Consider the following 25,552-nt stretch of genomic DNA (forward strand, 5'->3'; position numbering starts at 1 on the left):
CTGCGCTTCCCCCGTATCCAGACCGCCCGCGAGGGATCCAACCGCTACGCGACGCCGCACCCTATTTGCTCCGTCTTTTATCGGCCTTGAATTCTGGCACGACCTCGAATTCATGACCCCCTGTCAGGATCGGACGACACCGTCAACACCCCTTGCCGACAAGGGCGACGACGGCGGCAACGTGAACCGCAGCCTTCGAGGGCACCCAGCCAAAGGAAGCAGCCATGACCCCACACGCGGCTCCGGAGACCTCTTCGGCGCCCGCCGAGCTCAGTTTCGGCCGCACGGTGGACCGCTCCCTGGTCCACCGGACCGCGGTCTCCGAGGTCTTCGTCACCGATGTGCAGCAGCTGGCCGCCCGCAAGGTGCGCACCGCCGTCCAGCTCCCGCTGACCCACGGCTACTACAGCGACCATCTCCAGCGGCCGGCCGTCTTCGACGCGCTGCTGCTGCTGGAGTCGGGACGGCAGGCCGCCATCGCCGGGTCCCACGTGTTCATGGGTCTGGCGCCGAACACGATGATGATCGTCGACCGGTTCCGCTTCTCGCTGGACCAGCCCGGCGGGCTGACGATCGGCACCAAGCCGGGGCACATCCGGATCGACACCGCGTACGACGGCAAGATCAACAAGCGGGGCCGGGTCCGCAACGGCCAGGTCGCGCAGCGGTACTTCGTCGGGGACACCGAGGTGGCCACGCACGAGATGGACGTGCTCTTCCTCAACCCGCACGAGAACGAGGTGCTGCGCCACTCGCAGCGGGGCACCCCGGCGCCGATGACCTCCGACTTCGGCGACCACGGACCGGGCGGGGACGGCAGCCGCCAGGTCCCGGCGCACGAGGTGGGCCGCGCCAACCCGCTGAACGTCGTCCTGTCCCGGGCCGAGCGCTTCGGCGAGCGGGTCGGCGCCGAGGTCACCCCGCGCTTCGACAACCGGGCCCTGTTCGACCACGAGTACGACCATCTGCCGGCGATGACGCTGGTCGAGGCGGCGCGCCAGCTCGCCCTGCTGGGGTCCGGGGAGCCGCTCGGCACGTACGCCGTCGGCTTCGAGGCGGGCTTCAGCAGATTCGCGGAGCTGGACGACGTGGTCCGGGCCGAGGCGCCCCGGGCCGTCCCCCTCGACGGCCGGGGCGAGGTGCCGGTGCGGTTCGTCCAGGACGGCAACGAGATCGCCCAGGTGACGGTCACCGTCGCCACCAAGGAGGCACTGTGAACACCCGGCGCATCGCCGTCTGGACCGACTTCGGCGGGGTCCTGACCCCGCCGATCCAGCACACCATGGGCACCTTCTGCGCGGCCCAGGGACTCGACCCGCAGGTCCTGCTCCAGGCCCTCGGCAAGGTCACCGCCCGGTACAACACGACCGATGTGATGGAGCCCATCGACACCCCGCTGATCACCGAGGAGGAGTGGCTCGCCCAGATCTCCGAGGTGCTGGCCGCCGACCACGGGGTCACCGGCAAGCGGCTCACCTCACTGGCCGACGCCTGGTTCGACGGGCGGGAGACCAACCACGAGTGGGTCGCGGTGCTCCGCAAGGCCCGGGACCGGGGCGCCTTCGTCGGGATGCTCTCCAACATGGTCCCGACCTGGGACGCCCACTGGCGCCGGATGGTCGACCCGGCCGAACTCTTCGACGACGTCGTGCTGTCGTTCGAGGTCGGCCACCGCAAGCCCTCGCCCGGGATGTTCGCGCTCGCCGCCGAACGCGCCGGGGTCCCCGCCGGCAGCTGTGTCCTGATCGACGACCTCGCGCACAACTGCGCGGGCGCCGAGGCGGCCGGCTGGCAGGCGGTCCACTTCACCGACACCACCACGGCGGCCGAGCGGCTGGACGCGCTGCTGGGGTCCGCTCTCAGCCAGGGGAGTTGAGCAGCCAGTGAGCCGTTCCGTACTCGTGACCGGCGGCAACCGCGGTATCGGTCTCGCGACCGCGCGGGCCCTCGCCGCCCAGGGCGACAAGGTCGCCGTCACCTACCGCACCGGGGAGCCGCCGGAGGGCCTGTTCGGGGTGCGCTGCGACATCACGGACGCCGAGTCCGTGCGCCGCGCCGTCGAGGAGGCCCGTATCCAGCACGGCCCCCTCCAGGTGCTGGTCTCCAACGCCGGGATCACCCGTGACGAACTGCTGGTCGCCATGGACGAGTCCGACTTCCGCGCCGTCGTCGAGACGAACCTGCTGGCGGCCGTCGGGGTGGTCAAGGAGGTCGTCCCGGACATGATCAAGGCCCGCTGGGGCCGGATCGTCCTCGTCTCCTCGGTCAGCTCGCTGGCCGGCGCCCCGGGCCAGACCAACTACGCCGCGTCCAAGGCCGGACTCATCGGCTTCGGCCGGTCCCTGGCCCTGGAGGTCGGACGGCGCAACGTCACCGTCAACATCGTCACCCCCGGGCTGATCGAGACCGACATGGTCAAGGAGGTCACCGGCCCGCGCCGGGACCATCTGCTCAGCCAGACCTCGCTGTTCCGGGCCGGCCAGCCCGAGGAGGTCGCGGGTGTCATCCGGTTCCTCGCGAGCGACGACGCCTCCTACGTCACCGCCGGGGTCATCCCCGTCACCGGTGGCCTGGGCGTCGGCCACTGAGTCCCGGCCCCCGCGTCCGCCCCACCCGCCCACAGACCTCTTTCCTCCCCGTCCCACCGTACGAAAGGACACATATGTCGAACCAGAAGGTGCTGGAGATCGCCCACCAGATGGGCAAGGTGTTCAACGACCTGGACGAGAAGGTCGCCCACGACCTCGTCGCCCCGGACTTCGTCGACTACGAGGCCCCGCCCGGCACCCCCGGCGGCCCCGACGGCTACCTCGGCACCGCCCGCTGGATGAACTCCGTGTTCACCGAGGCCAGCTGGGACCACATCGACTCGTTCGCGGACGGCGACAAGGCCGTCGTCCGGGTCCGGTTCACCGGTATCCACACCGGCAACTTCCTCGGCTTCGAGGGCAGCGGCAACAAGGTCGACGTGGAGCACATCCACATCTACCGCGTCGGTGACGACGGGCTCGTCCACGAGCACTGGGCCTGCCGCCAGGACCTGTTCCTGCTGGCCCAGATCGGCGCCGTCGAGCTGAAGCTGCCGCCCACCGGCACCCAGGCGTAACTCCCCGCGCGCACAGGCCGCCGGGCCCTCCCCCACAGGGTCCGGCGGCCTGTGCGCATCCGTATGAGAACCGTTGGTACGTACAAGGAGAAGGAGAAGGAGGATGGAACGCAAGTCGGTGGCATGGGCCCTCGTGGCGACCTCGCTGCCCATGTTCATGGTGGCCGTGGACAATCTGGTGGTCACCAACGCCCTCGCCGTGATCGCCGAGGACCTGGACACGGACCAGGCCGGTCTGCAATGGGTGATGAGCGGATACATCCTGGTCTTCGCCGGGCTGCTGCTGGCCGGGGCGGCCCTCGGCGACCGGATCGGACGGCGCCGGGTCTTCGTCTGGGGCATCGCGCTGTTCACCGTGGCGTCCGCGGCGTGCGCGCTGGCGGACACCTCCGCCACCCTGATCGCGGCCCGCGCGCTCCAGGGCATCGGGGCGGCGGCCATCCTGCCGGTGTCCCTCACCCTCGCCGTCCAGGCCGCCGGGACCGAGCGCCGGGCCCTCGCCGTCGGCGTGTGGGGCGGGGTCAACGGTCTGGGGATCGCGGTCGGCCCCCTCGTCGGCGGTCTGGTGACCGAAGGACTCGACTGGCACTGGATCTTCTGGATCAACGTACCGGTCGGGGTGCTGGCCCTGCCGCTCGCGCTCTGGGTGCTGCGGGAGTCCCGGGGGGCACCGCGCCCGCTGGACGTCCTCGGCACCGTCCTGATCACCGGGGCGGTGATCTCCGCGGTCTGGGGCATCGTCCAGTTCGAGGCGGGCGGGCTGCCCGTACTGCTCGGCGGGCTCGTCGTCGCCACCGCGCTGCTGGTCGTGTTCCGGTACTGGCAGCAGCGGGCACCCGCCCCGCTCGTCCCCCCGCATCTGTACCGGGTACGGGCGTTCATGCTGAGCAACGTCCTCGCCCTGGCGATGTACTTCGGGGTGTTCGGCTCGGTGTTCTTCCTCGCCCAGTTCCTCCAGAACACGATGGGGTACTCCCCCTTCGAGGCCGGGCTGCGCACCCTGCCGTGGACGGCGGCGCCCATGGTGGCCGTCCCCGTGGCCAGCGCGCTGGTCGGCCGGGTCGGCGGCGGCATCCTCCAGGCCGTCGGCTGTCTGCTCCAGGCGGGCGCCCTGCTCTGGCTGGGTCTGACGGCCCGGCCCGGGGTGTCCTACTCGGAGATGTCCGCCGCGATGGCCCTCGCGGGGATCGGCATGGGGCTGGTGTTCGCGGCGAACCCCTCGACGGTGATCGGCTCGGTCGCCGAGCACGAGCACAATGTGGCGTCCGGCGTGAACAACACCCTGCGCGAGTTCGGCGGCGCGCTCGGCATCGCCGTGCTCACCGCCGTCTATGTGAACAGCGGCCTCCGCAGCGCGGTGCTGACGGGGGCCGCCGTGGTGTTCGCCGGCGCGTTCGCCGGGTTCGCTATCGACCGGGGGAAACCCGGGCCCGGGTCCGCGCCAGGACCTTCTCCGCTCCGCAGCGCACCGTCAGATCTACCCGAACCGAGCCGTCCGGGCTGACGTCGCCCGCCACACCGTCGACGGTGAGTTCCACGCCGTCGGCGGTGTCGGGCACCACCACGGGACGCGTGAAGCGGGTCCCGTACTCGACGACGACCGCGTCCGGGCCCGCCCACTCGGTGAGCGCGGTGGCCGCGAGCCCCATGCTGAGCATCCCGTGCGCGATCACCCCCGGCAGCCCCACGGCCAGGGCCCGGGAGTCGGACCAGTGGATGGGGTTGTGGTCGCCGGACGCCGCCGCGTACCGCACCAGATCGGCGCGGGTGACACGGAAGACGCGCAGGGGCAGCTTGTCGCCGGAGCCGATCACGCGCCCGCCTCCGCACCGCGGGAGACCAGGGTGGACGTCGTGGTGCACACCAGCACCTCGGTGCCGGCCTCGTGCACAAGACCCCGCAGGGTGAGCACGTCGTTGCCGTCCACGGTCGCCGCGGCGAGCACCTCGACGCTCACCGACAGCCGGTCCCCGGCCCGCACCGGCCGTACGGCCTCGAACCGCTGGTCGCGGTGGAGGACCCGGGAGAAGTCGAAGCCGAGCCCCGGGTCGTCGATGACCTGCCGTTCGGCGTGCATGGACAGCACGATGGGGAACGTGGGCGGCGCGACGAGCCCGTCGCCGGGCCCGCCCCCCACCGCCGCCGAGAACTCCCTGATCTTCTCGCGGCCCACTTCGTAGGGCTCGCCGGGTGGGTAGACGCGTCCCTGGCAGGACGTGTCGAAGACGCCGGGCACGTGACCTCCTGTGGTCAAGATGGGTCGGTGGGTCGGTGGGTGCTGCGGGAGCGGGTCGGCGGGGGCCACCGGGCAGCGCGTACGGGGCCGGGCTCCGGGCTCCGGGGTGGCACGGGCGGCGGCCAACGGCAGCGGCGCCCGTGGACAACTCACGGGCGCCGCTGTCGTACCGCGGGCCTCAGCGGGGGCTTCGCACCACCATGGCCGCGGCTTGGCCGTCCCACCCCACCGAGGTGACCAGGGCGGTCACCGGCGGGGCGGCCGGCTCGGCCTGCCACAGCGCGAGGAGGGCGGCGAGCTGCATCGCGCCGCTGGCACTGAACGTCTCGCCGAGCACATCGGCGATCCGTACGGTGCGCGGCAGCCCGCCCCCCAGCGCGGCCCGCACGCCGCGCTCCTCCAGCCGCTCCAGGCCACGCTGGTGGACGGCGCCGAGCGAGACGACGTCCACCTCGTCGGGGGACACCCCGCTGCGGAGCAGCGCCCGCGTCACCGCGTCGGCCAGGCCGTCGGTGTAGCCGCGGGGGTCGGGGGTGAACCGGGTCTCGCAGGCGAGCAGTTCGGCGAGCGGGCCCTCGGCCGGGCGCTCCCGCTGCACGGTGAACACGGCGGCGCCCTCGCCCAGGGCCGCCCCGTCCCGCAGCACCCCCGTACGGTGCCAGCCCCACGCCGCCGGGGCGCTCAGCTCCTCCGCGCCGCCGACCACCAGCCGGTCCGCGCGGCGCAGCCCGAGGGCGAGCCGTGCGTGCCGGAAGGCCAGCAGGGAGGCGGTCTGGCCGCCCGCGACGGTGGCGTTGAGGCCGCGCAGCCCGTTGCGGATGGCGATCTGTCCCGCGGCGCTGTTCATGACGGTGTTCGGGAACCGGCCCGGGTTGACCAGGTACGGCTTGTCGAGCGTCAGCGTGTCGTACAGCAGGGTGCTGTGCGTGGACACCGAGCCCGTGTTGGTGGCCATGACCACTCCGGTGCGCGCCCCGTCGACCTCGGTGTCGCGGAGCACCTCCTTGGTGGAGATCAGCCCGAACGATGTGAGGCGGTCGAGGTACTTGGTGCCCTTGCGGCCCAGGTGCTCCTTGACGTCCAGGCCCCGCACGGCGCGTACCGGGCGCGGCGGGTACGCCTCGGCGTCCTCGCCGACCGGCCCCTCCTGCGACTCGGTGAGCCCGAGGAGCCCGTCGGCCAGCGGACCGAGCCCGATGCCCGCCGAGGACACGACGCCGGCCGCGGTGATGTACAGCGGCTCGACGACGGTGGTGGCCGGGCCGGTGACGGCCGGGCCCGTGGTGGTGGCCGTCACGACACCCTCCCCAAGATGGTGATGACGTTGTTGCCGCCGAACGCGAAGCCGTGGTTCTGCACGATGTCGAGCCGGGCCGCGCGTCCGACGCCGGCCACCGGGTCGACGCCCTCGCCGAGTTCCGGATCGGGCTCGGTGATGTTGGCGGTGGGCGGCAGGAAGTCCTGCTCCAGGGCCTTGCAGCAGGCGATCGCCCCGAAGCCGGAGGCGGCGCCCATGGTGTGGCCGAGCATCGACTTGATGGAGCTGATCGGCGGGATGCGCTCGCCGAACACCTCGCGCGCGGCGGCGACCTCGGTGGCGTCGTTGGTCGGGGTGCCGGTGCCGTGGGCGCAGATGTAGTCGATCTGCTCGGGGCGGACCCCGGCGGCCTCGTGCGCGGCACGGATGCACGCGGCGATGCTGGTGTTGTCCGGGTGGACCATGTGGGAGGCGTCGCAGTTGGCGGCGTAGCCGAGCACCTCGGCGTAGATCCGCGCCCCGCGCCCGACCGCGTGCTCGTACGTCTCCAGCACCAGGACGGCCCCGCCCTCACCGGTGACGATACCGGTGCGGTCGGCCGCGAAGGGCCGCGGGACGTCCTCGGCCATCGCGCCCAGCGCGTAGAAGCCCGCGTGGGTGAGCCGGTTGACGGCGTCCGCGCCGCCCGCCAGCATCACCTCGGCCTCGCCGCTGCGGACCAGGTCGTAGGCGTAGCCCAGCGCGTAGTTGGAGGCGGAGCAGGCGGTCGGGATGGTCTGCGTCTCGCCGCTGAGCCGCAGTTCCGTGCTGACCGCGTTGGCGATCCGGGAGGCCGGGGTCTGCCCGGCCAGCCGTCCGTCGATCGTGTGCAGCCCGTCGGCCACCCACTGCTCGGCGAGTTCCTGGATGACCGCGGACTCACCGCTGGTGGTGCCCATGATCGCGCCGGCGCGGGCGAGCTCCAGCTGGCCCTCGTCGATCCCGGCGTCGGCGACGGCGAGCCGGGCGGCCGCGGCCGCCAGCAGACCGCTGCGCCCCCAGCTTCCCGGGTCGAGCCGCTTGAGGTGGTCGGCCGGTTCGAAGTCGAGGACCTCACCGGCGTTGCGACGCGGGAAGGCACTCGCGTCGAAGCTCGTGATCGGCTTGGTTCCGACCGTCCCCGCACGGACGGCGGCGGCGAACACATCGGCGCCGATACCGACGGGCGACACCGCGCCGAGCCCCGTGATCACGACGCGGCGCCTTTCCGGCGCCCCGGCTACGGAAAGACCGGGCTCAGCCATCCGCGCGCTCCTTGGCGTACTGCACGACCGCGTCCACCAGCAGGCGCAGGTTGAAGAGTTCACCGAGCTCGGTCTTCGGAATGGCGACGCCGAGTTCCTTCTCGATGCGGGAGACCACCGTGATCAGCGAGAGCGAGTCGCTGTCGTAGTCGTCGATGAAGTGTCCGCTGTCGGTCAGCTCGCCGTCCTCCAGCTCCAGTTCCTCGTTGACGATCTGGCTGACCTGCGCGTGGTATTCGACGGCCGTGGTAACGGTCTGCTGAGTCATGCGCGTTCCTCTCATCCTGTGCGGGGCGAACAGAACGGAACGTAAACAGGCCGAAGTTGGGCGTACAAGAGTCACCCCACGAAAGGCGTACGACATTCATCGAAAGTGACATCGAACCGTGTGGTGACCACGTTCCACGGCATTTGCCCGCCCCTTTTTCTCGCTTTTATTCGTGCTCCATCGGGCTTCCAGAGGGGGTTGTCAATCTGGTATCCAGCGAATACCAGAAGGTGGGGGTCAGCCGATATGAGCGGTCCACGTTTGGCACTGACATTTCCCGGCCAGGGTGCGCAGCAGCCCGGGATGGGCCGCCCCTGGACGACCAGCCCTGGCTGGTTCCTGGCGGAGCGGGCCGCCGAGGTCACCGGCCGCGATGTGGTGGATCTGCTGCTGCACGCCGACGAGCAGCGGCTGCGCCGCACCGACAACGCGCAGCTCGCCACGTTCGTGCTGGAGATGGTGATCCTCCATGAGCTGCGTCAGGCGCTGCCCACGGCGGACCGGCCGCTGGTGTGCGCCGGGCACAGTCTGGGCGAGTACTCGGCGCTGGTCGCCGCGGGCATCCTGAGCTTCGAGGACGGGGCGCGGCTGGTCGCCGAGCGCGGCGCCGCGATGCGGGCGGCGTGCGCCGCCGAGGCCGGCACGATGGCGGTCGTCGTGGGGCTGCCGCCGGACGAGGTCGAGGCGGCCACCGCGTCGGTGCGCGCCGACGGGGGCCGGGTGTGGGTGGCGAACCTGAACTCGCCGCTCCAGTCGGTGCTCTCGGGCAGCGAGGAGTCCGTCGGGCACTGCGCGAAGCTGCTCGGGGACTCCCCCGCCGCGCGGATCGTGTCGATCCCGGTCGGCGGCGCCTTCCACACCCCGCTGATGGCGCCCGCCGCGCTGGCGTTCCGCAAGGCGCTGAGCGGTACGGAGTTCCGGGCCGGGTTCGCGCCGGTCGTGGCCAACATCGACGCGCGGGCGCACCGGGGCCGCGACAACTGGCCGCGCATCCTGGAGCGGCAGCTCACCTCCCCGGTGCGGTGGACGGAATCGGTGCGGACGATGGCCGACGACCTGTACTGCGACATGCTCGTGGAGATCGGCCCGGGCCGCACCCTCACCGGGCTGGCCCGCCGGATCAGTCCCCGGGTGTCCCGGCTGACCGTCAGCGAACCGGGCCAGCTGCCGGCCGTGCCCGCGCCCGCCGGACGGAACGTCGCGTGAGCGGGACGGGGAACGTGAGCGGAGCGGAGAGCGTGAGCGGTACGGGCACGGCCGGTGGCGGCAGCGGCTCGTCGTGGGACGCGGTGGTGATCGGCTCCGGTATCGGCGGGCTGGTGAGCGCCGCGTATCTCGCCGTCGCGGGCAAACGCGTCCTGGTCGCCGAGCAGGCGGGTGTCGCCGGCGGGAACAGCCATGTGTTCCGAAGACGCCGCGCCTACGAGTTCGACGTGGGGCTGCACTACCTCGGCGACTGCGGGTCGGACGGGGTACTGCCCGCGATCCTCGACGGTCTCGGGCTGCGCGGGCGCATCACCTACCGGGAGATGGACCCGGACGGCTTCGACCGGGTGCTGATCCCCGGCGCCGCCCTCGACGTCCCCGCCGACTGGGCCGGGTACCGCAAGCGGGTCACGGACCTGTGCCCGCAGGACGCCGCCGGGATCGACGCGTTCGTGGACGTGGTCTCCGGACTCGGCGCCGAACGGCGGGACGCCATCCTCACCGCCGAGGACGTGCCCATGGCCGAACTGCCGCAGCGCGCACCGCAGTCGGTGGCCTGGGGGCGGCGCACCCTCGCCGATCTCTTCGACCACTGCGGGCTCTCCGCGCGGGCCCGGACGCTGCTCGCCGCGCAGTCCCCCAACTACGGGATGGCGCCGGACGAGGCGACCGTGGCGACCCACGCGACGCTCGTCGACCACTACATGCGGGGCGCCTACTACCCCGAGGGCGGCGGTCAGATGCTGGCCGCGGGGCTGCTGGAGGTGATCCGCGCGTGGGGCGGTGAACTGCGTACCCATGCCCGGGTGCGGCGGGTCCTGGTGGACGGGAAGCGGGCCACGGGCGTCGAGTTCGCGGACGGGACCCGGGTAGCGGCGCCGGTCGTCGTCTCCAACGCGGACTACCGGCGGACCATGCTGGACCTGGTGGGCGCCGAGCATCTGCCCCGCCGGCTGGCGGCGAAGACCCAGGACGCGCGGATGGCGCTGCCCTGGGCGACCGTCTACGTCGGGCTGTCCGAGGACCTCGGGCGGCACGCCAACCTCTGGTGGTACCGCGACGACGACATCGAGCGGTTCTACCGCTCCCTGCGCGACGGCTCCGCCTCCGGCGGCACGGACTTCCTGTTCGTCTCCTTCGCCAACGGCAAGGACCCGGACACCCGCCGTATCTGCCCGCCGGGCCACTCCAACTTCCAGCTGATGACGCTGTGCCCGCCCGGTCTGGAGCCCTGGGGGGTGAGCGCCGGTCCGGCGGACGGCGAGCGGTACCGCGACAACCCGGAGTACCTGCGGCGCAAGGCGGCGCTGACGGAGTCGGTGCTGGACGCCGCGGAGGAGGTGCTCGGGCCCTTCCGGGACCGGATCACCCATCTGGAGACGGCGACCCCGCTCACCCAGGAGCGGTACACCCTGTCCACCGGCGGCACCCCCTTCGGCATGGCGCGCTGGGGCGCCACCGGGGCCCGCCCCGACACGGCGACCGTGATCGAGGGCCTGCACATCGCGGGCGCCAACACCCGCTACGGCAACGGCATCACCGGCTCCGCGGTGAGCGGTATCGCGTGCGCGGGCCAGATCCTCGGACGGCGGCTGATGCACGAGGTGCACGCGGGCGCGGTCCTCGGGGACCCGTCGCTGCTGCCGGAGCGCGGCGCCGGCTGGGAGCCGCTGCGCGGATCCCGGCAGGGCCGTTCATGATCCGCTCCCCCCGGTACGCGGCGGGGCCGGACAGCGGCGCGCGAAGACGGGAGGGGGCATGCGGCTGAGCTCGGCGCAGCGGCGTGAGGCGGTCGTCCGGGCCGCGGTGACCGAGTTCGCGGCGGGTGGCTTCCACGGCACGCCCATGGACCGGATCGCCGGACGGGCCGGGATCTCGCAGCCCTATCTCTTCCGGCTGTTCCCGAACAAGCGCACCCTGTTCGAGAAGGCCGTCGAGCGGTGCTTCCAGGAGACGGGCGACTTCTACGCGCGGGCCGCCGAGGGACTGCGCGGCACGGACGCCCTCGACGCGATGGCCCGCTCGCGCAAGAGGTTCCTGGACGACAGCAGCCTGCCGCTGCTGCGGCTGCACGCCGTCACGGCGGTGCTCGCCGCGGGCGACCCCGGTATCACCGACCAGGTCCGCCGGAGCTGGGCGGCGCTGTGGTTCTCGGTCGAGGACCGGACGGGCGCGCCGCCCGCCGAGGTCCGCGCGTTCTTCGCGCAGGAGCTGCTGATGATCGCCCAGGCCGCGCTGGAGGGCCCCCGGGGTCCGGCGGACGACCGGGGCGGTCCGGGCGGTCCGGGCGGTCCGGCGGACGGTGGAGGCTGAGGGCCCGGAAGCCGGGACCCCGGGTCATCCCGCGAGCGGCACCGGGCCCACCGCACCCGCCGGGGCCACCGAGGCAGCGGGACCCACCGCACCCACCGAGGCCGCAACACCCACCGCACCCACCGGGGCCCGCCCCCGGTCGAACTCCTCCCGGAGGAGCCGGGCGAGCATCAGCAGTTGCCGGGAACCCCGGTCGGTGCGCCAGATCAGCGCCATCTGCGACGGCTCGTCGAGTCCGTCCACCGGGAGATAGCGCACATCACCGCGGACGGCGCGCTCGGCCAGCGGGCGGCAGACCAGCATGGCGTGCCCGCCGGAGGCGACGAGCGCGAGGCCCTCCTGGACGGTGGTGATCCCCGTGGTGGAACGGACGGGCGCGCCCGCGGGGGTGGTACGCGGCACCCGGGCGGCCTTCCAGTCGTCGGGGGCTTCCCCGGCCGGATGGAGGAGATCCAGACCGGCCAGCTCCTCGACATCCGCCCGCCCGGCCGCGGCCAGCGGATGGGAGGACGCGACGGCGAGCAGCCGGTCCTGCGGCGGGAAGCGGAAGCCGCAGGTCAGCGCGGGGTCGGTGGCGGGCAGCTCCACGACGACCGCGTCGACCCGGCCGTCGAGCACCGCCGAGAACGGTGAGCCCAGCGGGATCTCGCTCAGCGCCATCGTGACGTCGTGGTGGGCGCGCAGCCGGCGGAACGCCTCGGTGACCTCCTCGTAGACGCTGCCGTGGAAGCCGACCCGCAACCGCTGGAGGGTGCCGCTCCCGGCCCGCTCCCGGGCCCGGGTGATCACCGTGGACAGGGTCTCGTAGGCCGGGCGCACCTCGTCCACGAACTGCGCGCCGAAGGGGCTGAGCGAGACGCGGCGGCTGGTGCGGTCGACGAGCCGCACCCCGACCCGGCGTTCGAGGGAGGCGACGAGCTGGCTGACCCGGCTCTGGGAACAGCCCAGCCGGGTGGCGGTCCGCCCGAAGTGCAGCTCGTCGGCCAGGACCAGCAGGCACTCGATCTCCTGGACATGGACCTGGTTCATCAACGGCCTCCCGGCGTCCCGCTCATCGATCACTCCACCTCATCAACCGTTGAGAAGTTCGGCGTTGTTCCCGCTCCGGCCCGCTGCTTGATTGAGGTCATGGCTTCGTACGCACCGGTCGACAGCGCCGGTTCCGATCCGGATCGCACCACCGCACGGCAGTGGCTGGCGGTCGCGGTCCTGTCGCTCAGCACCTTCGTGGTGGTGACCTCCGAGATGCTGCCGGTCGGGGTGCTGACCCCGATGGCCGACGGATTGCGGATCTCCCCCGGCTCGGCGGGCTTCAGCCTGTCCGTCACGGGTCTGACGACGGCGGTCACCGCCCCCTTGGTACCCCGGCTGCTGGGCGGGCTCGACCGCCGTACGGTGCTGGCCGCGGCGATGGTGGTGCTGGCCGCGGGCAACGCGCTGACCGCCGTGGCCGGGGGCTTCGGTCCGCTGGTCGTCTCCCGGATCGTCCTGGGGATCGGGATGGGGGTGGTGTGGGGTCTGGCGGCGGCGGTCGCGACCCGGCTCGTGGCGGCCCGTAACACCGCGCTCGCGGTGTCCGTCGCCGTCAGCGGTGTCGCGGCGGCCTCGGTCGTCGGGGTGCCCCTGGGCACCGTGATCAGCAACGCGTTCGGCTGGCGCGCGGCGTTCGCCGTCCTGGCCACGGCCGCGCTGCTGCTCGCCGCCGGGCTGCTGCTGACGCTCCCCCGGCTGCCGCGCCCGCCCGCGCCGACGGGTACGGACGGCCGGGCGGAACGCGGGTCGCTGCTGCGCAACACCCAGGTCGCCGTCGGACTGGTACTGATCGTGTTCCTGGTCACGGCGCACTTCGCCGCGTACACCTACGTACGGCCCGTCCTTGAGGAGCGCACCGGGCTGACGGACGGTTCCGTGGCCCTGGTCCTGGCCGTGTACGGCGTCTTCGGTCTGATCGGCAACTTCGCCGCGGGCGCCCTCGCGGCGCGCCGCGCCCGTCCCACCCTGCTCGGTCTGACGGCCGGTATCGGCGCGGCGGTCGCGCTGCTCGCCTTCTTCGGCACGGTCACGGGCATCACCGCCGCGGCGGTCGCCCTGTGGGGCCTGGCGTACGGCGGGGTGTCGGTGGCCTGCCAGATCTGGATGGCCCAGGCGGCACCCCACCGCGTCGAGCAGGTGACCGGGCTGTACGTCGGTGTCTTCACCGCGGCCATCGCCCTGGGCGCCTTCCTGGGCGGGACGATCGTGGAGGCGGCGGGCATCACGGCCCTGCTGTGGAGCGCGGTGGCCCTCACGGCGGCGGCCCTCGTCACCGGCCTGGCGCGCCCGGGCCGGGCGGACCGGGGCCCCGGCCCCGGGGAGCGGCGCGGCGCGTCCGCCGGACGACGCGCGGACACGTCCGGGAAGACGACCGCCTGAGCGCAACAAGGCCCACCGGGCTGACGCGTACAGGCCCGCCCCCACGGGAACCCGGCGGTTTCCAGGGGACGGGCCTGTACGGCTGCGCGCCGGCCCGCCGCAACAGCCCGCCGTAAGGCCATCCGCACCACAGACCTGCGCGCGTTCCGCTGCCCATATCGCTCCCTCTCGATATCCTGGAGTGTCACAGCGCGACCACCATGCGTTCGTGCGGGGGAAACGTGGTCTATGACGTATTCATCTCTTACGCGGCTGCTGACGGCGATTGGACCGGTCTGCTGGCGGAGCGGCTGAAGGCACATGGCGTGCGCGTCTTCTTCGACAGATGCAGCCTGCGGCCGGGCGACATCGTGGTGCACGAGCTCGAAGAGGCGATCCGCGCGTCCACGCACGGTATCCAGGTCGTCGGCCCGCGGACGATGACCGAACCGTGGGCGCGGCAGGAGTACGCGGCGCTCGTACAGGCGTCGGCCGGGCGCGGGCTGAGGCTGATCCCCGTGCTCTGCGGCGACGCCGACCTCCCCGCCTTCGCCGGGACACGGGTCTGGGTGGACTTCCGCGAGCTGAGCGGGCCCGCGTTCGATGCCAAGGCCGCCGAACTGGCCAATGTCCTGCGCGGCGGTGAACAGCCCCGCAAGCCCGGGGCGGACGAAGAGGTACTCGATCTCGCCCGTCCGCGGACCCGGCCGCCCACCGACTCCGCGCAGCCCGCGTTCGTCGTCTGCTACGCCCGCGCCGACGCCGCCTACGGGGAGCGGCTGGTGGACCAGCTCTCCGGTTCGGGCCTGCCCGTATGGTCCCTGGGCCATCTCAAGTGGGGCGACGACTACCTCTGGACGATCCGGCAGCGGCTCCGGCACGCCCTCGCGGTCGTCGTCCTGATGTCGCCCGAGGCCGAGGAGTCCGAGGACGTCACCCGGGAGATCCTCGAAGGGCAGCGCCACAGCCGCGAGTTCTTCCCCGTCCTGTTACGGGGAGAGCGCAACTACCTGCTCGCCAGCAGCTGGTACCTCGATGCCAGGAACGGCGATCTGCCCGGTCCCGAGGCGATGCGCCTGCTGCGCCGCCTCCACGACTCCCACCGCTCCGAGCGGCGGTCCCCCGCCCCGGGGACCCCGCCGGTCCTGCCGCTCCCCGCGGCCCGGCCGGTGCCCGCCGTCCGCTCCCCCGCCCGCGGTTCGCTGGCCACGCTCGAAGCCCTGCTCGCCGAGCACGAGACCGAGCACGCCGATCTGCTGACGACGACACTGCTCCTGGAAGCGGTCGGCAGACTCGAAGCGGGGTGGCTGCGCCGGTCCGACGGACGACGGCTGCCCGAGTCCCTGATCTCCGGGATCGACACCCTCTGGTCACGCTCCTCCGGCGGGACCTACGGCTTCGGCGCGCAGACGCGCCTCGCCCGTGCGGGCGGCGGCCGGCATTCGGACTTCATGCCCCTCTCCGTGGGATACGGCTGGCGCTCCTCGCCGGACGAGACCGTGCCCACCTACCAGCGTTTCACCAGCGCGGCCGGGAACCACGCCTTCTTCCCGACCCTGCGCAACCCCCAGAGCGAGCGGTACCGGGACTGGTACGACCAGTGGACCGAGACGGTGCTCGCCGTACATCTGCGGCTTCGCGAGAGAGGGTGAACCTCCTTTGTTCCTGCTACTGGTGCTGTTGTTGATCGTGGGGTTCGTGGCGTTGAGCATCCTCATCGTCCACGGATCGGGCCGGTCGAAGCGTGAGCGAACCTCACGTTCGGCACGGCAAGCCGGCGGGATGGCCGGGTTCGGGGCGGGCATGCTGGTCTCCTGGGCCGGTCTGTGCGTGGTGCCCGCGGGCCATGTCGGCATCGTCCACAAGAGGTTCGGGAAGGCCCACCCGGATCAGCGCTTCAAGCGGATCACGCCCCACGACGCGCGCGGAGTCCAGGCCCGCACCCTGCTGCCGGGCCGGCTGTACTGGCTCACGCCCTTCGTCCACGGTGTCGAGTTCGTACCGCGCGTCCACGTCCCGGCGGGACAGATCGGACTCGTCGTCGCCGCCGAGGGCGCCAAGCGCGACCCCGGCCGGGTCCTCGGCCGGTTCGTCGAGTGCGACAACTTCCAGGACGGCCCCGCCTTCCTCCTCGGCGGCGGCGAACAGGGCAGACAGCTCGCGATCCTCCGCGGCGACAGCTCGTACTACATCAACACCGCCCTCTTCCAGGTCGAGGTCGTACCCCGGACCTATGTGGAACCGGGCACGGTCGGACTGATCATCGCCAAGGACGGCGCCATCCGGCCCCCGGACCGCCCGCTCGGCCGGTACGTGGAGTGCGACAACTTCCAGGACGGCCCCGCCTTCCTCCTCGGCGGCGGCGAACAGGGCAGACAACTGGCGATCCTCACCGGCGGCACGCACTACGACATCAATCCCTACCTCTTCGAGACGATCACCTCCAGCAACGTGGGCCGTTCCGACGGGGGCGGCTCGGACGGCCTCGGGACCGGGCAGCTGAAGGAGATCGCGATCCCCGTCGGCCATGCCGGAGTCGTGATCACTCTGGACGGCGCCGAGCCCGACCGGACGGAACGCAGGGTCGGCCCGATCGTCAAGGGCCACAGCAGCTTCCGGCTGCCCTGGATCTTCCTGGGGAGCGGAGGCTGGCGGGGTGTGCAGGAGGAGAGCCTGGGCGAGGGCTCCGTCTACGCGCTCAACCCCTGGTTCGTCCGCGTCGTCCTGATCCCGACCCGGCTGCTCATCCTGGACTGGAGCAAGAAGGGCGGTTCCCAGGCGGACAACAACTACGACGCCGCGCTCGACCGGATCAGCGTCAACGTCCAGGGGCACCGGCTCCAGGTCGAGCTCCGCCAGACGCTGAACATCCCGGAGGCCGCCGCTCCCCGGCTGGTCAGCGAGTTCGGCGACTCCTCGTCCTCCGGGGTGGGCGGCCTGGTCAACAACCCGGCCCCGGTGCAGCGCTTCGTCGAGCGGGTGCTCGGCGGCGCCGTGGACACGTACTTCAACGGCATCGCCGCCGAGTCCACGGTGGAGGAGTTCCTGACCGGGTACGCCGGAATCCGCACGGACCTGGGCGCACAGGTACGCAACGCCCTCGCCGCTTGGGGAGTCGAGGCGGCGAGCACCAACCTGGGTGAGTTCGAATCCCTGGACGGCGACCTCGACAAGGCCCGCAAGCGGGTGTTCGAGGCGCAGACCCGTACCCAGGAACTGGAGGAGCAGAAGAAGAACGCCCACCTCAAGGCGGACATCCGCCATATAGAGCTCGCGGCCGAGCGGGAACGCATGCTGCTGGACAGCGTCAAGCTGGAGCGCAAGATCGAGCTGCTGGGCCGGGACACCGTCGCCATGCAGCTCTTCCTCGCGGAGCTCAAGCACATGAAGGTGCCGCAGATCGTCAGCGGTGACGCGGAGTCCCTGCTCCAGTACCTGCCCATGCAGCGCGCCTTGGAGCTCATCGACGGGGCGAAGCGGCACGCCGAACAGCCCGCGCTGACGCAGACCACCCCGCCCGGAGAACTCCTCGCGGACGGCGAGCTCCTGGGGGACGGTGAGCTCATAGGGGACGGCGGCGGCGAACCGGAGTAGGGCCCATGCCACGCCGGACGGCCGCCCCGCCGTCCGGCTGCCCGGCTGGGGGCTCTCGGCCGACCGGTTGAGCCGCGTCAGCGGCCGTGCAGGACCCGAGCGATCTCGTCGACGCGTCGCTCGTACACACCGTCGTGCCCGGAACGGTCGTCCAGGCCGCGGAAGTCGGCGAAGTACCGGGTGGCGGCGAACTCCGGCAACTCCACGTCCCCCACCACGACGGGGATGAACAGCCGACCGGACTCGATCGAGGACTGCATCAAGGCGGCGTACTCCTGCCGGACCCACCCGCTGCTCATCGAAGCCGCGCTGAACACGAGCAGCCCGTGCGCCGCCTCACGGATCGCGGCCTCGACCGTGTGCACGCGGATCTCCCCCGGCCTGCTCACGACCTCGTCGTACGCGACGTTCAGCCCCGCCTCACGGAGCCGCGCCGCGAACGCGCGCACCCAGTCGGCGTCTTCACGGCCGTACGAGACGAACACGTCGTAGCGCGGGCCGCCTTCGGCGGACGGCACCGGTTCGGGCGGTGCGATCGACGGTACGGGGCGGCGCCGACGCCTCGACAGCTGGTGGCGGACCGCCACATAGGCGAAGTAGGCGCTGACGACACCGGCGACCGCGCCGACCGCGCTCAGGAACAAGCCTGTCGTGTCCACGAGCATCAGGTTAGTGTCCCGGGCCCGTGGTCCGGCGGGAGATCCCGTACGAGTTCTCCTTGCGGCCAGGAGCCCGTCCGGCAGCGTCAGCCGGACAGGCCCCGCCGGAGCGCGGCGAGCACTCGCGCCCGCAGCGTCCCGTCGCTGATCGTGCCGACCCCGCGCCACGCGTACCCGCTCACCTCTTCCTCCTGAAGCGTCACCTCCTGGTCGCCCTCCAGCCGGAAGAGATAGCGGAAGTCGAAGTGCTGGTGTGCGGGCTCGCCCTTGCTTTGATTCGCGGGGATCGGGTGGACGTCGATGTGGATCGGTACCGCGCGGACCGGGGAGACGCTGAGGGCGAGACCGGTCTCCTCAGCCAGCTCGCGGAGCGCGGCGCCCAGCAGGCCGGTGTCCTCGGGCTCAAGGTGTCCGCCCGGGGTGAGCCACTTCCCGAGTGCCACGTGCCGGATGAAAAGGGCCCGCCCCGCACCGTCGACGACCACGGCCCCCGCGGTGGCGTGTCCCCGGAACTCCTTCCGGCTGGTCACGTCCGCCCCTTGGTCGATCAGCTCATGGACGATCGCCAGGGCGGCCTTCTCCTCCGGGTGCGCGTCGGTGTACTCGGCGAGAGTGGTACGGATGTGGTCTGCCGTGATGGGCATGCGATCACCTGTTGTAGTAGTGGAGCCAGGTAGCCGCGATGGCTTCCCGGTCGGCGGTGGGCACCCCGTGCAGGCCGGCGTCCAACCCCCGGCGCGCCAGCATGGACGCGCCCGCGAGGATCTCGGCCTGGACGAGGAAGATGAACGGTCCAACGCTCGCGCCATGCAGAAAGTTGACGGCCTCGCCCCCGTTCAGCAGATAGAAGTAGCGCCCGGTCGTGCTGTAGCGGCTCACATGCTCACCGGCGCTGTCGCGGGTGCAGCCGGAGGGCAGGCCGCTCAATTCCAGTTCGGGCGGCTCGTCCAGGACACGGACCCGCTCGGACCTCTTGCCGAGCGCGGTCTGCTCGCGACGCTCCACGCACCATGGGTCATCGAGGTCCCGGTCCACGGCCTCGCCCCGGCTGAACCGCTGGTAGGTGTCCTGGGTCTCGTCCCACGCGTACCGGCGGCGGCTCTCCAAGCGCCACGCGCTGTGCTTGAGCGTGCTGAACATGCCGTCGAACTCGTCGAAAGTGATGAACCGGGGCACGTACGAGTTCCTTCGGGCCGAAGGTCGCGAGCAGCTCACGCGGCACGGCGACCGCTCCTTCGTCCACGGTGAGGTCGTCTAGCTGGCCCAGCTCGGATTCGTCGGTAAGGGAGTCCGCCCTTCGCGCCGACGGCCGGCCTGCGCGGATGCGGTCGGAGCCTCAGGAGTGGATCAGTTGTGGAGACCCGTCCTCCTGGCCATGACCATCAGCTTCGGACGCGCCCTCTGATGGAGCACGAAGAGCACCCGGATCACCTCGCGGGCCATCGGGTGCACCTCGGTCATCTGCGGGGCGACCAGGAATGCCCTTTCCAGCGCTTCCTCGGTTCCGGCGTAGTCCTTCGTGTCGAGCCGGGCCCGGGCGATGTCGATGAACATGCGTCCCAGGCGGTTCGGGGTCAGTGTCGCGGGCGGACGGTCCAGCAAGGGGCCCGCCATGTCCACCGCCTGGTTCGGCTTCCCCAGTTCGATGTGCGCGGCGAGCTCGTACAAGGCGGTGTTCTCCGGGCCGAAGGTCAGGTTGTGCCACAGCACGTCGTCCGGGATGCCCTCGGCGTGCCGCTTGGCCCGCTGGAGATGCGCCGCGGTGGCCTGCTTGTCCTTGTACCGGGAGGCCAGGACGATCCCCCGAAGGTGCAGGGAGCCCAGGGAGACCGCCCGGGCGGGTGAACTGCCTCCCGACGCGTTCTCGTACGCGACGACGGCCCTGTCCACTATGGCCAAGCCGTCGTCGTACTGTCCGGCCGACTGGTAGGTACCCGCCTCGTTCCACGCGGCGGCCACCTCGGCCTCCGGGTTCCATGTCTGCCGCGCCGCCCACGTCTGGCGGGACACGATCATGTCCGCGAGGTCGGGCCGCGCCAGCCGGTGCGCCGCCGCGTAGGCGCAGCCGTAGACGTCGACGACCTGGGTCCAGGCCCCGGCCTCCCCGGCGGCGGAGGACAACGCGGTCGCGGTGACCTGGCCCAGGAGCTTCGGGAGCATCCCGAGGAGTGCGAGGTAGTTCGTCTCCGCCCGCAGCTCCATGGCCCGCGCCACATCCGCCGCCAACCGCGCCGGGGCGGGCACGTCCTCCTTCGGAAGGGTGTACCTCCGCACCGCGCCGCGGAGGTCATGGAGAAGGTCGGCCTGCTCGGACACGCCCAGGAACGGCTGTCCGTAGATGCGTTGGGTGGGGACGTGTATCGCCTTGGCCAGGGCCGCCGCCACGGGAGGCGTCACCGGCCGTGTGCCCACCTCGATCTTGCTGAGGTAGGACACGGAGATACCGGCGAGCCGGGCCAGCCTGGCCTGGCCGAGGCCACGCGCCTTGCGCAGGACGGCGATGTTCTCGCCGGGTGCGGGGGTGCTCTCCATGCACCTACTGTTCCATGTCGTTCCGTGGCTGGGCCATCAACTCACCTGCATGCAAAGGATGTTGCACCTTCCTGCGTCGGAATCCCTTCACCGGCCATGACGGCTCCGCCACCGCATCCGCCCCAGCCCGCAGCGCACGCGGCCTCCGTATCGGTTCCCGATGAGCGGGGGCGGCGGAGGTAGACCTCGCGAGAAGCGCCCTCACCGCAGGGCCTCGTCGGTGCGGGCGGTCCGGATCGTGAGGGCGGCGAGCAGGGCGCAGGCGCCGCCGAGCCACAGCACGCTCCGGAGGGTGAGTGTCTCGACGATGACGCCGCCCGCGAGGGCGCCGAGCCCGATGGACAGGTTGAACACCGCCACCCACAGCGAGGACGCCGCTTCGACGGCCTGCGGGGCGGATTTGATCATCCAGGTCTGGAGGCCGACGGACACGCCGCCGTACGACAGACCCCAGACGGCCAGCAGCACGGCGCCGCCGACCACGGTCCGGCCCAGCAGCAGGAACAGCGGCATCGCGACCGCCAGGGCCACCGAAGTCATCAGCACGCTCCGGTACACCCGGCGCGAGAGCGCCGCACCGGCGGCGAAGTTGCCGATCATCCCGGCCGCGCCGAACCCGAACAGCAGCGGACCGACGTAGCTCTCGTCGATCCCCGACAGCCGCTGCAACACCGGGCTCACGAACGTATAGGCGGCGAAGTGCCCGAACACGATGAGCGCCGTCGCGATGATGCCGACGCGCACGCCGGGGTTGCGGAACTGCGCCAGCAGCAGCTTGGGCCCGATGGCCTGGGAGGCGGTCAGCCCCGGCAGCACCGCCAACAGGGCGACCAGCGTGACGAGCGCCAGGACGCTCAGCGAGGAGAACGCGACGCGCCAGCCCGCGAGGTCACCGGCCAGGGTGCCGAGCGGGACACCGAACACGTTCGCGGCTCCGACGCCGCCGAAGATGACCGCGGTGGCTCGCGGCACGTCCGCGGGGGTGACGAGCCGGACTGCGAGACCACCGGCGACCGCCCAGAAGCCGCCGATCGCCACACCGACCAGCACCCGTGAGCCCACCAGCACGGCGAAGTTCGGCGCCAGGGCGGTGACCAGGTTGGACACGGTCATCAGGGTCATCAGTCCGAGCAGCAGAAGGCGCCGGTCCATCGGCCCGACGAGCATCGGGACGAGCGGGGCCGATAACGCGGCGACGATGCTGGGCACCGTCACCATCAGCCCCGCCGTCCCCTCCGAGACGGACAGCGCGGACCCCACGGAGGTCAGCAGGCCGATCGGGAGTTGTTCGGCGGTCACCAGCAGGAAGGTGCCCAGAGCCACCACGGAGACCGCCGTCCAGCGGCTTCTCCCCGGGATCTCCGGTCCCTGCGTCCGGGCGGGGGTCTGTTCTGCGGTCGTCAACGGAGCCTCCTCCAACGATTCGGGAACGATCGCTCCCATATCGGGGGACGGTAGTATGGGAGCGATCGCTTCGCAAGCCGGGGAAGGTGAACACATGGCGCGGCCAAGGCAGTTCGACGAGAAGGACGCGGTCGCCTCGGCGACCGAGCTGTTCTGGCGGCGCGGCTATCACGCCACCTCGGTGCGCGACCTGGGCGACAAGCTCAGGCTCACGCCCAGCAGCCTGTACCGGACGTTCACCGACAAGCACACGCTGTTCCTCCGCGCGCTCGACCACTACCGGGCCACCGAGTCGGCCGAGGCACGGCAGCGGCTGGACGTGTCGGACCGCCCGGTCCGGGACGTGCTGCGGGAGTGGATGCGGTGGCTGGTCACCTGCCCGCCCGACGGCGAGTCCGGCCACGGCTGCTTCGTGGTCAACACCGCCACCGAGCTGGGCACCACCGACGAGACCGTCCGCCGGCGGACCGAGGCGGCGTTCGAGGTCACCCGACAGGCCCTGCGCTCGGCACTGGCCGAAGGCCGCGACCGTGGCGAAGTGTCCGACGACCTCGACATCGACGACGCCGTGGAACTGCTGTTCACCACGGTGCTCGGCCTCCAGGTACGGGAACGCGCCGGTCACGACCTCAAGCGCCTTACCGCCGCGATCGATCTCGCCGTCCGGAGCCTGGGCCCGACACCCACGGAAGCCGCCTGACGGCACCGGGACGCGCCGGACACATCACCGGCGTACCGCTACGAGGCGCACCCAACTCACCTTGGCCGGAAGCTGGTTCACGGCGGCGGAGAGCGGCGGAGTTGCTACGTACCGCGAAAGGTTGTGCTGCACCGGGCCCGCAGTTGTACACGTCCGAGTGACGACATCGCGCTGCCGCTCAGTAACACTGTGTCAGCGGGATCGCCTGCCCGGGGACGGGCACGGCATTCCGCACGTCATGTACGCGAAGGGATGGCTTCTTCCTCCCGCCGTCCCGACATCTGGGGGACTTCATGCGCACACCCATGTCCGGCTGCCTGGCCGCCCTGACCCTGGCCGCCGGGGCCGTGCTCGCTCCGGGCGCGGCAGCCGCCGAGACCACCGCGGCCGCCCTTCCCACCAGCACCTTCCACATCAAGTACGGCGCCACCTGGACCAAGGGCAAGATCACCTGGGCCAACCGGTCGGTCCGGGTGGTCGGGCAGCACCGGTCCGCGGTGGCCGGCAGTGCCGCCACCACCTGCCGGACCACATGGGCCTACACCTTGAAGGCGAACCGAGGCGTGCTCGGTTCGGACGGTTCCCGCACGCACGCCTGCGGCAACATCAAGTCCTACAACTTCACCGTCCCTGCGGACATTCGGGGCGGCGCCGCGTACGTCAGGGTCTGCCTCGATGACGGGGCTTACAAGGACCTCAAGTGCAAGCTCATCGCCAGGTCCGCGTGACCTCATGAGCTGAAGAGGCCGCTGCGCGTCCGGGATGAGCTGGCGCCATTCGCTCACCCCGGACGCGCAGCGGCCTCATTCGTACGGGGTGCGGCGCTGTACGTGTTACCCGTCGCGTGCCACACCGTCCCGCTCAGACCGTGCCGAACTCTCCGGCCTTGACGCCCGTCACGAAGGACGCGAACGCGTAGGCCGGTATGTCCAGCACAGGACCGCACGGGCTCTTGGAGTCACGGACGGGGACCAGGCCGGTGGCAGACGCGGAGGCCGGGGCCCACTCGACACAGGTGCCGCCGCTACCGCTGTACGAGGACTTCGTCCAGTTGCGAGCTTCAGTTGTCACGGGATGCCCTTTCGTGCCTGCTTGATCATGGTCACGGTCTGCGCCTGCGACAGCGCTTCTGTCTGTAGCTGATGGTATGACCTCACCAGCGGCAATACGGAAGTGATCTCCCGGTCCAAGTAGCCCTGCGTCTGCGACTCGACGTAGGCCACCACAGACCGATCGGTCAGCGTCAGCAGATTCACGGACCGGTTGAAGGGGCGCCGCTCCCCCATGCTGTACGGCGCAATCTGAAGCGCCGTGTTCGACAGGGCGGCAAAGTCGAGCAGCCGCCGCAACTGCTCGTCCATGACTTCAGGGCCGCCGACGAGCCGCCGGATACAGCTTTCGTCCAGCACCACGAAGAGCAGGGGCGGAAGCGAGCGCGCCAACGCGGCCTGGCGCTCCATCAGGACGTCGATCCGCTCGTCGGCCTGTTCGGCGGTGATGGTGCCCCGGTGGACATGTCCCGCTTCGATGGCCGCCGCGTATTCACGCGTCTGGAGCGGTCCGGGGATCAGGCCCACCTCGAAGAGCCGTACCTCTTCGGCTTGCGCCTCGAATCCGACGTACTCGGGGAAGCCCTCCAACAAGCTGCCGCTCTTGAGCTCGCGGTACGCGCGTTCGAAGGACTCGGGGGTTCCGGCCCGCCCGAAGACCGCGTCAGCGCTCAGCGAACTCCGAAGGGTAGGAGGCTTACGCCCGGTTTCCATTGCGGAGATGTGCTGGCTTGAGTAGCCCATCAAGTCCGCGAGGTGTTCTTGTGTCCAGCCCTGCGCCTCTCGTGAGCTGCGCAGACGGGCCCCGAAGGCCGCTTCCGGTCCCGATTCCGGGTTCAACTCTTTTCGGTTCAAGGGGCGTTCTCACTCCCTTCCTTCGAATCCGCCACGTTGAAGGATGCCCAACGGCAGGCCACGCTCAATCCCGTCAGTAGTGAAGCCACTACGGAGAGGAGTGGACGTGTCCGGGAAGAACGTAGCCACGGATCGGCGTGAACCCCAACTCGGGCTCGATGCAATTGCGTTCGGGGCCCGTCCGGGCGCCTTCGAGTCGGTCGCGGAAAGAATGGTGTGCCGGCCGTCGGCGGCTCGGCAGGCCCGTCGGCTGGTCTCCGCCGCACTGGGCGCTTGGGGCATGGCGGAACTGTGCGCCGACGCTCAGCAGATCGTCAGCGAACTGGTCGCGAACGTCGTCACCCATACCAACTGTGCGACCTTTCGCCTTGAGGTCCGACGCGGAACGAGCGGCGTGGTGCGTGTCGAAGTGGGCGACAGGTCACGTGTCATCCCCGAACCTCAGCGTCCCGGCGCCTGCTCGGAATCCGGTCGGGGACTCCTCATGGTCGAGGCACTGAGCTTCCGCTGGGGCTGCGAACAACGGCGCAGGGGCAAGGTCGTCTGGGCCGAACTCATGCCCACGCGCGAGACCTCGCCATGAGACGGCGAACCCGGCGACTTCCCCGCGACCGCCCGACTCCCCCGTTCCGCGAGCGTCTCGCGAACCTCGTATGGCGGGCCGAGAAGTTCTCGGCCCGCCACATCACCCAACGGAG

26 protein-coding genes and 2 pseudogenes are annotated in these 25,552 nt (G+C 71.4%); 14 read left to right on the forward strand and 14 right to left on the reverse strand.

Going from position 1 to position 25,552, the window contains the following annotated elements:
- The first annotated feature begins 224 nt into the window (after positions 1-224).
- The 5 genes from AB852_RS30360 to AB852_RS30380 all read left to right on the forward strand — a co-directional run bounded on the left by AB852_RS30360 (position 225) and on the right by AB852_RS30380 (position 4,610).
- Positions 225-1,217, forward strand: coding sequence for an AfsA-related hotdog domain-containing protein (locus AB852_RS30360; RefSeq protein ID WP_073793452.1), 993 nt, complete (start codon positions 225-227; stop codon positions 1,215-1,217).
- Positions 1,214-1,876, forward strand: coding sequence for an HAD family hydrolase (locus AB852_RS30365; RefSeq protein ID WP_073793453.1), 663 nt, complete (start codon positions 1,214-1,216; stop codon positions 1,874-1,876). The genes AB852_RS30360 and AB852_RS30365 overlap by 4 nt, the downstream gene beginning before the upstream one ends.
- A 7-nt stretch (positions 1,877-1,883) precedes the next feature.
- Positions 1,884-2,588, forward strand: coding sequence for a 3-oxoacyl-ACP reductase FabG (gene fabG / locus AB852_RS30370; protein ID WP_073793454.1), 705 nt, complete (start codon positions 1,884-1,886; stop codon positions 2,586-2,588).
- Positions 2,589-2,662: 74 nt separating this feature from the next.
- Entirely contained in the window at positions 2,663-3,106 is a 444-nt protein-coding gene (locus AB852_RS30375) for an ester cyclase (RefSeq protein WP_073793455.1), read from the forward strand.
- A gap of 103 nt (positions 3,107-3,209) precedes the next feature.
- Positions 3,210-4,610, forward strand: coding sequence for an MFS transporter (locus AB852_RS30380; protein WP_073793456.1), 1,401 nt, complete (start codon positions 3,210-3,212; stop codon positions 4,608-4,610).
- Here AB852_RS30380 and AB852_RS30385 read toward each other — a convergent pair.
- The 5 genes from AB852_RS30385 to AB852_RS30405 form a co-directional block, all read right to left on the reverse strand.
- On the reverse strand, positions 4,513-4,920 hold the full coding sequence (locus AB852_RS30385) for a MaoC/PaaZ C-terminal domain-containing protein (RefSeq protein WP_206606917.1): 408 nt from the start codon (positions 4,918-4,920) through the stop codon (positions 4,513-4,515). The two genes, AB852_RS30380 and AB852_RS30385, sit on opposite strands and share 98 nt — an antisense overlap.
- Positions 4,917-5,342, reverse strand: a complete 426-nt coding sequence (locus AB852_RS30390) for an FAS1-like dehydratase domain-containing protein (protein ID WP_073793457.1) — start codon at positions 5,340-5,342, stop codon at positions 4,917-4,919. Before AB852_RS30390 ends, AB852_RS30385 begins: the two co-directional genes overlap by 4 nt.
- 178 nt (positions 5,343-5,520) lie before the next feature.
- On the reverse strand, positions 5,521-6,639 hold the full coding sequence (locus AB852_RS30395; protein WP_073793458.1) for a beta-ketoacyl synthase N-terminal-like domain-containing protein: 1,119 nt from the start codon (positions 6,637-6,639) through the stop codon (positions 5,521-5,523).
- Positions 6,636-7,883 (reverse strand): beta-ketoacyl-[acyl-carrier-protein] synthase family protein, encoded by a 1,248-nt coding sequence (locus tag AB852_RS30400; RefSeq protein ID WP_073793459.1) that lies wholly within the window; start codon positions 7,881-7,883, stop codon positions 6,636-6,638. Before AB852_RS30400 ends, AB852_RS30395 begins: the two co-directional genes overlap by 4 nt.
- Positions 7,876-8,151, reverse strand: a complete 276-nt coding sequence (locus AB852_RS30405) for an acyl carrier protein (protein ID WP_073793460.1) — start codon at positions 8,149-8,151, stop codon at positions 7,876-7,878. The genes AB852_RS30400 and AB852_RS30405 overlap by 8 nt, the downstream gene beginning before the upstream one ends.
- Before the next feature lie 246 nt (positions 8,152-8,397).
- Between AB852_RS30405 and AB852_RS30410 the strand changes: the two genes are divergently transcribed.
- The 3 genes from AB852_RS30410 to AB852_RS30420 are packed head-to-tail and all read left to right on the forward strand — an operon-like array spanning position 8,398 to position 11,670.
- On the forward strand, positions 8,398-9,357 hold the full coding sequence (locus AB852_RS30410; protein WP_073793461.1) for an ACP S-malonyltransferase: 960 nt from the start codon (positions 8,398-8,400) through the stop codon (positions 9,355-9,357).
- Entirely contained in the window at positions 9,354-11,057 is a 1,704-nt protein-coding gene (locus AB852_RS30415) for a phytoene desaturase family protein (RefSeq protein WP_245876981.1), read from the forward strand. Before AB852_RS30410 ends, AB852_RS30415 begins: the two co-directional genes overlap by 4 nt.
- A 58-nt stretch (positions 11,058-11,115) precedes the next feature.
- A complete protein-coding gene (locus AB852_RS30420) occupies positions 11,116-11,670 on the forward strand; it encodes a TetR/AcrR family transcriptional regulator (RefSeq protein WP_073793462.1) in 555 nt (184 codons plus the stop codon).
- A gap of 24 nt (positions 11,671-11,694) precedes the next feature.
- Here AB852_RS30420 and AB852_RS30425 read toward each other — a convergent pair whose 3' ends face one another.
- Positions 11,695-12,699: a LysR family transcriptional regulator gene (locus AB852_RS30425; protein ID WP_073793463.1), complete on the reverse strand. Its 1,005-nt coding sequence runs from the start codon at positions 12,697-12,699 to the stop codon at positions 11,695-11,697.
- 99 nt (positions 12,700-12,798) lie between these two features.
- Here AB852_RS30425 and AB852_RS30430 point away from each other — a divergent pair, with 99 nt between their 5' ends.
- The 3 genes from AB852_RS30430 (at position 12,799) to AB852_RS30440 (ending at position 17,655) form a co-directional block, all read left to right on the forward strand.
- Entirely contained in the window at positions 12,799-14,082 is a 1,284-nt protein-coding gene (locus tag AB852_RS30430; RefSeq protein ID WP_079185036.1) for an MFS transporter, read from the forward strand.
- A 221-nt stretch (positions 14,083-14,303) separates the two neighbouring features.
- Positions 14,304-15,713, forward strand: coding sequence for a TIR domain-containing protein (locus AB852_RS30435; RefSeq protein ID WP_245876982.1), 1,410 nt, complete (start codon positions 14,304-14,306; stop codon positions 15,711-15,713).
- A gap of 7 nt (positions 15,714-15,720) precedes the next feature.
- Complete coding sequence (locus tag AB852_RS30440; protein ID WP_245876983.1) at positions 15,721-17,655, forward strand: SPFH domain-containing protein; 1,935 nt, start codon at positions 15,721-15,723, stop codon at positions 17,653-17,655.
- A 77-nt stretch (positions 17,656-17,732) separates the two neighbouring features.
- Here the strand turns inward: AB852_RS30440 and AB852_RS30445 are convergent, their stop codons facing one another.
- From AB852_RS30445 to AB852_RS30465, 6 genes and pseudogenes are all read right to left on the reverse strand, one after another.
- The gene (locus AB852_RS30445; RefSeq protein ID WP_245876984.1) at positions 17,733-18,314 is read right to left on the reverse strand and encodes a toll/interleukin-1 receptor domain-containing protein; all 582 of its coding nucleotides are present in this window, start codon (positions 18,312-18,314) and stop codon (positions 17,733-17,735) included.
- An 86-nt stretch (positions 18,315-18,400) separates the two neighbouring features.
- Positions 18,401-18,958, reverse strand: coding sequence for an NUDIX hydrolase (locus AB852_RS30450; protein WP_073793466.1), 558 nt, complete (start codon positions 18,956-18,958; stop codon positions 18,401-18,403).
- Positions 18,959-18,962: 4 nt separating this feature from the next.
- A pseudogene (locus tag AB852_RS30455) lies at positions 18,963-19,253 on the reverse strand (adenosylhomocysteinase); the annotation flags it as partial.
- Between the two features lie 54 nt (positions 19,254-19,307).
- Positions 19,308-19,454: pseudogene (locus tag AB852_RS41525) on the reverse strand (DUF6879 family protein); the annotation flags it as partial.
- Between the two features lie 207 nt (positions 19,455-19,661).
- Positions 19,662-20,846 carry a helix-turn-helix domain-containing protein gene (locus AB852_RS30460; protein ID WP_073793467.1) on the reverse strand — a complete coding sequence of 395 codons (1,185 nt, stop codon included), beginning with the start codon at positions 20,844-20,846 and terminating at the stop codon, positions 19,662-19,664.
- A 201-nt stretch (positions 20,847-21,047) separates the two neighbouring features.
- On the reverse strand, positions 21,048-22,250 hold the full coding sequence (locus AB852_RS30465; protein ID WP_073793468.1) for an MFS transporter: 1,203 nt from the start codon (positions 22,248-22,250) through the stop codon (positions 21,048-21,050).
- Between the two features lie 94 nt (positions 22,251-22,344).
- On the opposite strand from AB852_RS30465, the gene AB852_RS30470 reads away from it, so the two are divergent.
- Positions 22,345-22,950, forward strand: a complete 606-nt coding sequence (locus AB852_RS30470) for a TetR/AcrR family transcriptional regulator (protein ID WP_073793469.1) — start codon at positions 22,345-22,347, stop codon at positions 22,948-22,950.
- 293 nt (positions 22,951-23,243) lie between these two features.
- A complete protein-coding gene (locus tag AB852_RS30475) occupies positions 23,244-23,678 on the forward strand; it encodes a hypothetical protein (protein WP_073793470.1) in 435 nt (144 codons plus the stop codon).
- A gap of 133 nt (positions 23,679-23,811) precedes the next feature.
- On the opposite strand, the gene AB852_RS30480 is transcribed toward AB852_RS30475, so the two are convergent.
- Together AB852_RS30480 and AB852_RS30485 are read right to left on the reverse strand one after the other, a co-directional pair.
- Positions 23,812-24,021, reverse strand: coding sequence for a DUF397 domain-containing protein (locus AB852_RS30480; protein ID WP_073793471.1), 210 nt, complete (start codon positions 24,019-24,021; stop codon positions 23,812-23,814).
- Positions 24,018-24,854: a helix-turn-helix domain-containing protein gene (locus AB852_RS30485; RefSeq protein ID WP_073793472.1), complete on the reverse strand. Its 837-nt coding sequence runs from the start codon at positions 24,852-24,854 to the stop codon at positions 24,018-24,020. The genes AB852_RS30480 and AB852_RS30485 overlap by 4 nt, the downstream gene beginning before the upstream one ends.
- Before the next feature lie 106 nt (positions 24,855-24,960).
- On the opposite strand from AB852_RS30485, the gene AB852_RS38880 reads away from it, so the two are divergent.
- A complete protein-coding gene (locus AB852_RS38880) occupies positions 24,961-25,437 on the forward strand; it encodes an ATP-binding protein (protein ID WP_178391158.1) in 477 nt (158 codons plus the stop codon).
- Positions 25,438-25,552 lie beyond the last annotated feature (115 nt).

Source organism: Streptomyces uncialis (assembly GCF_001905345.1).
In the GTDB taxonomy this organism is placed as follows: Bacteria; Actinomycetota; Actinomycetes; order Streptomycetales; family Streptomycetaceae; genus Streptomyces; species Streptomyces uncialis.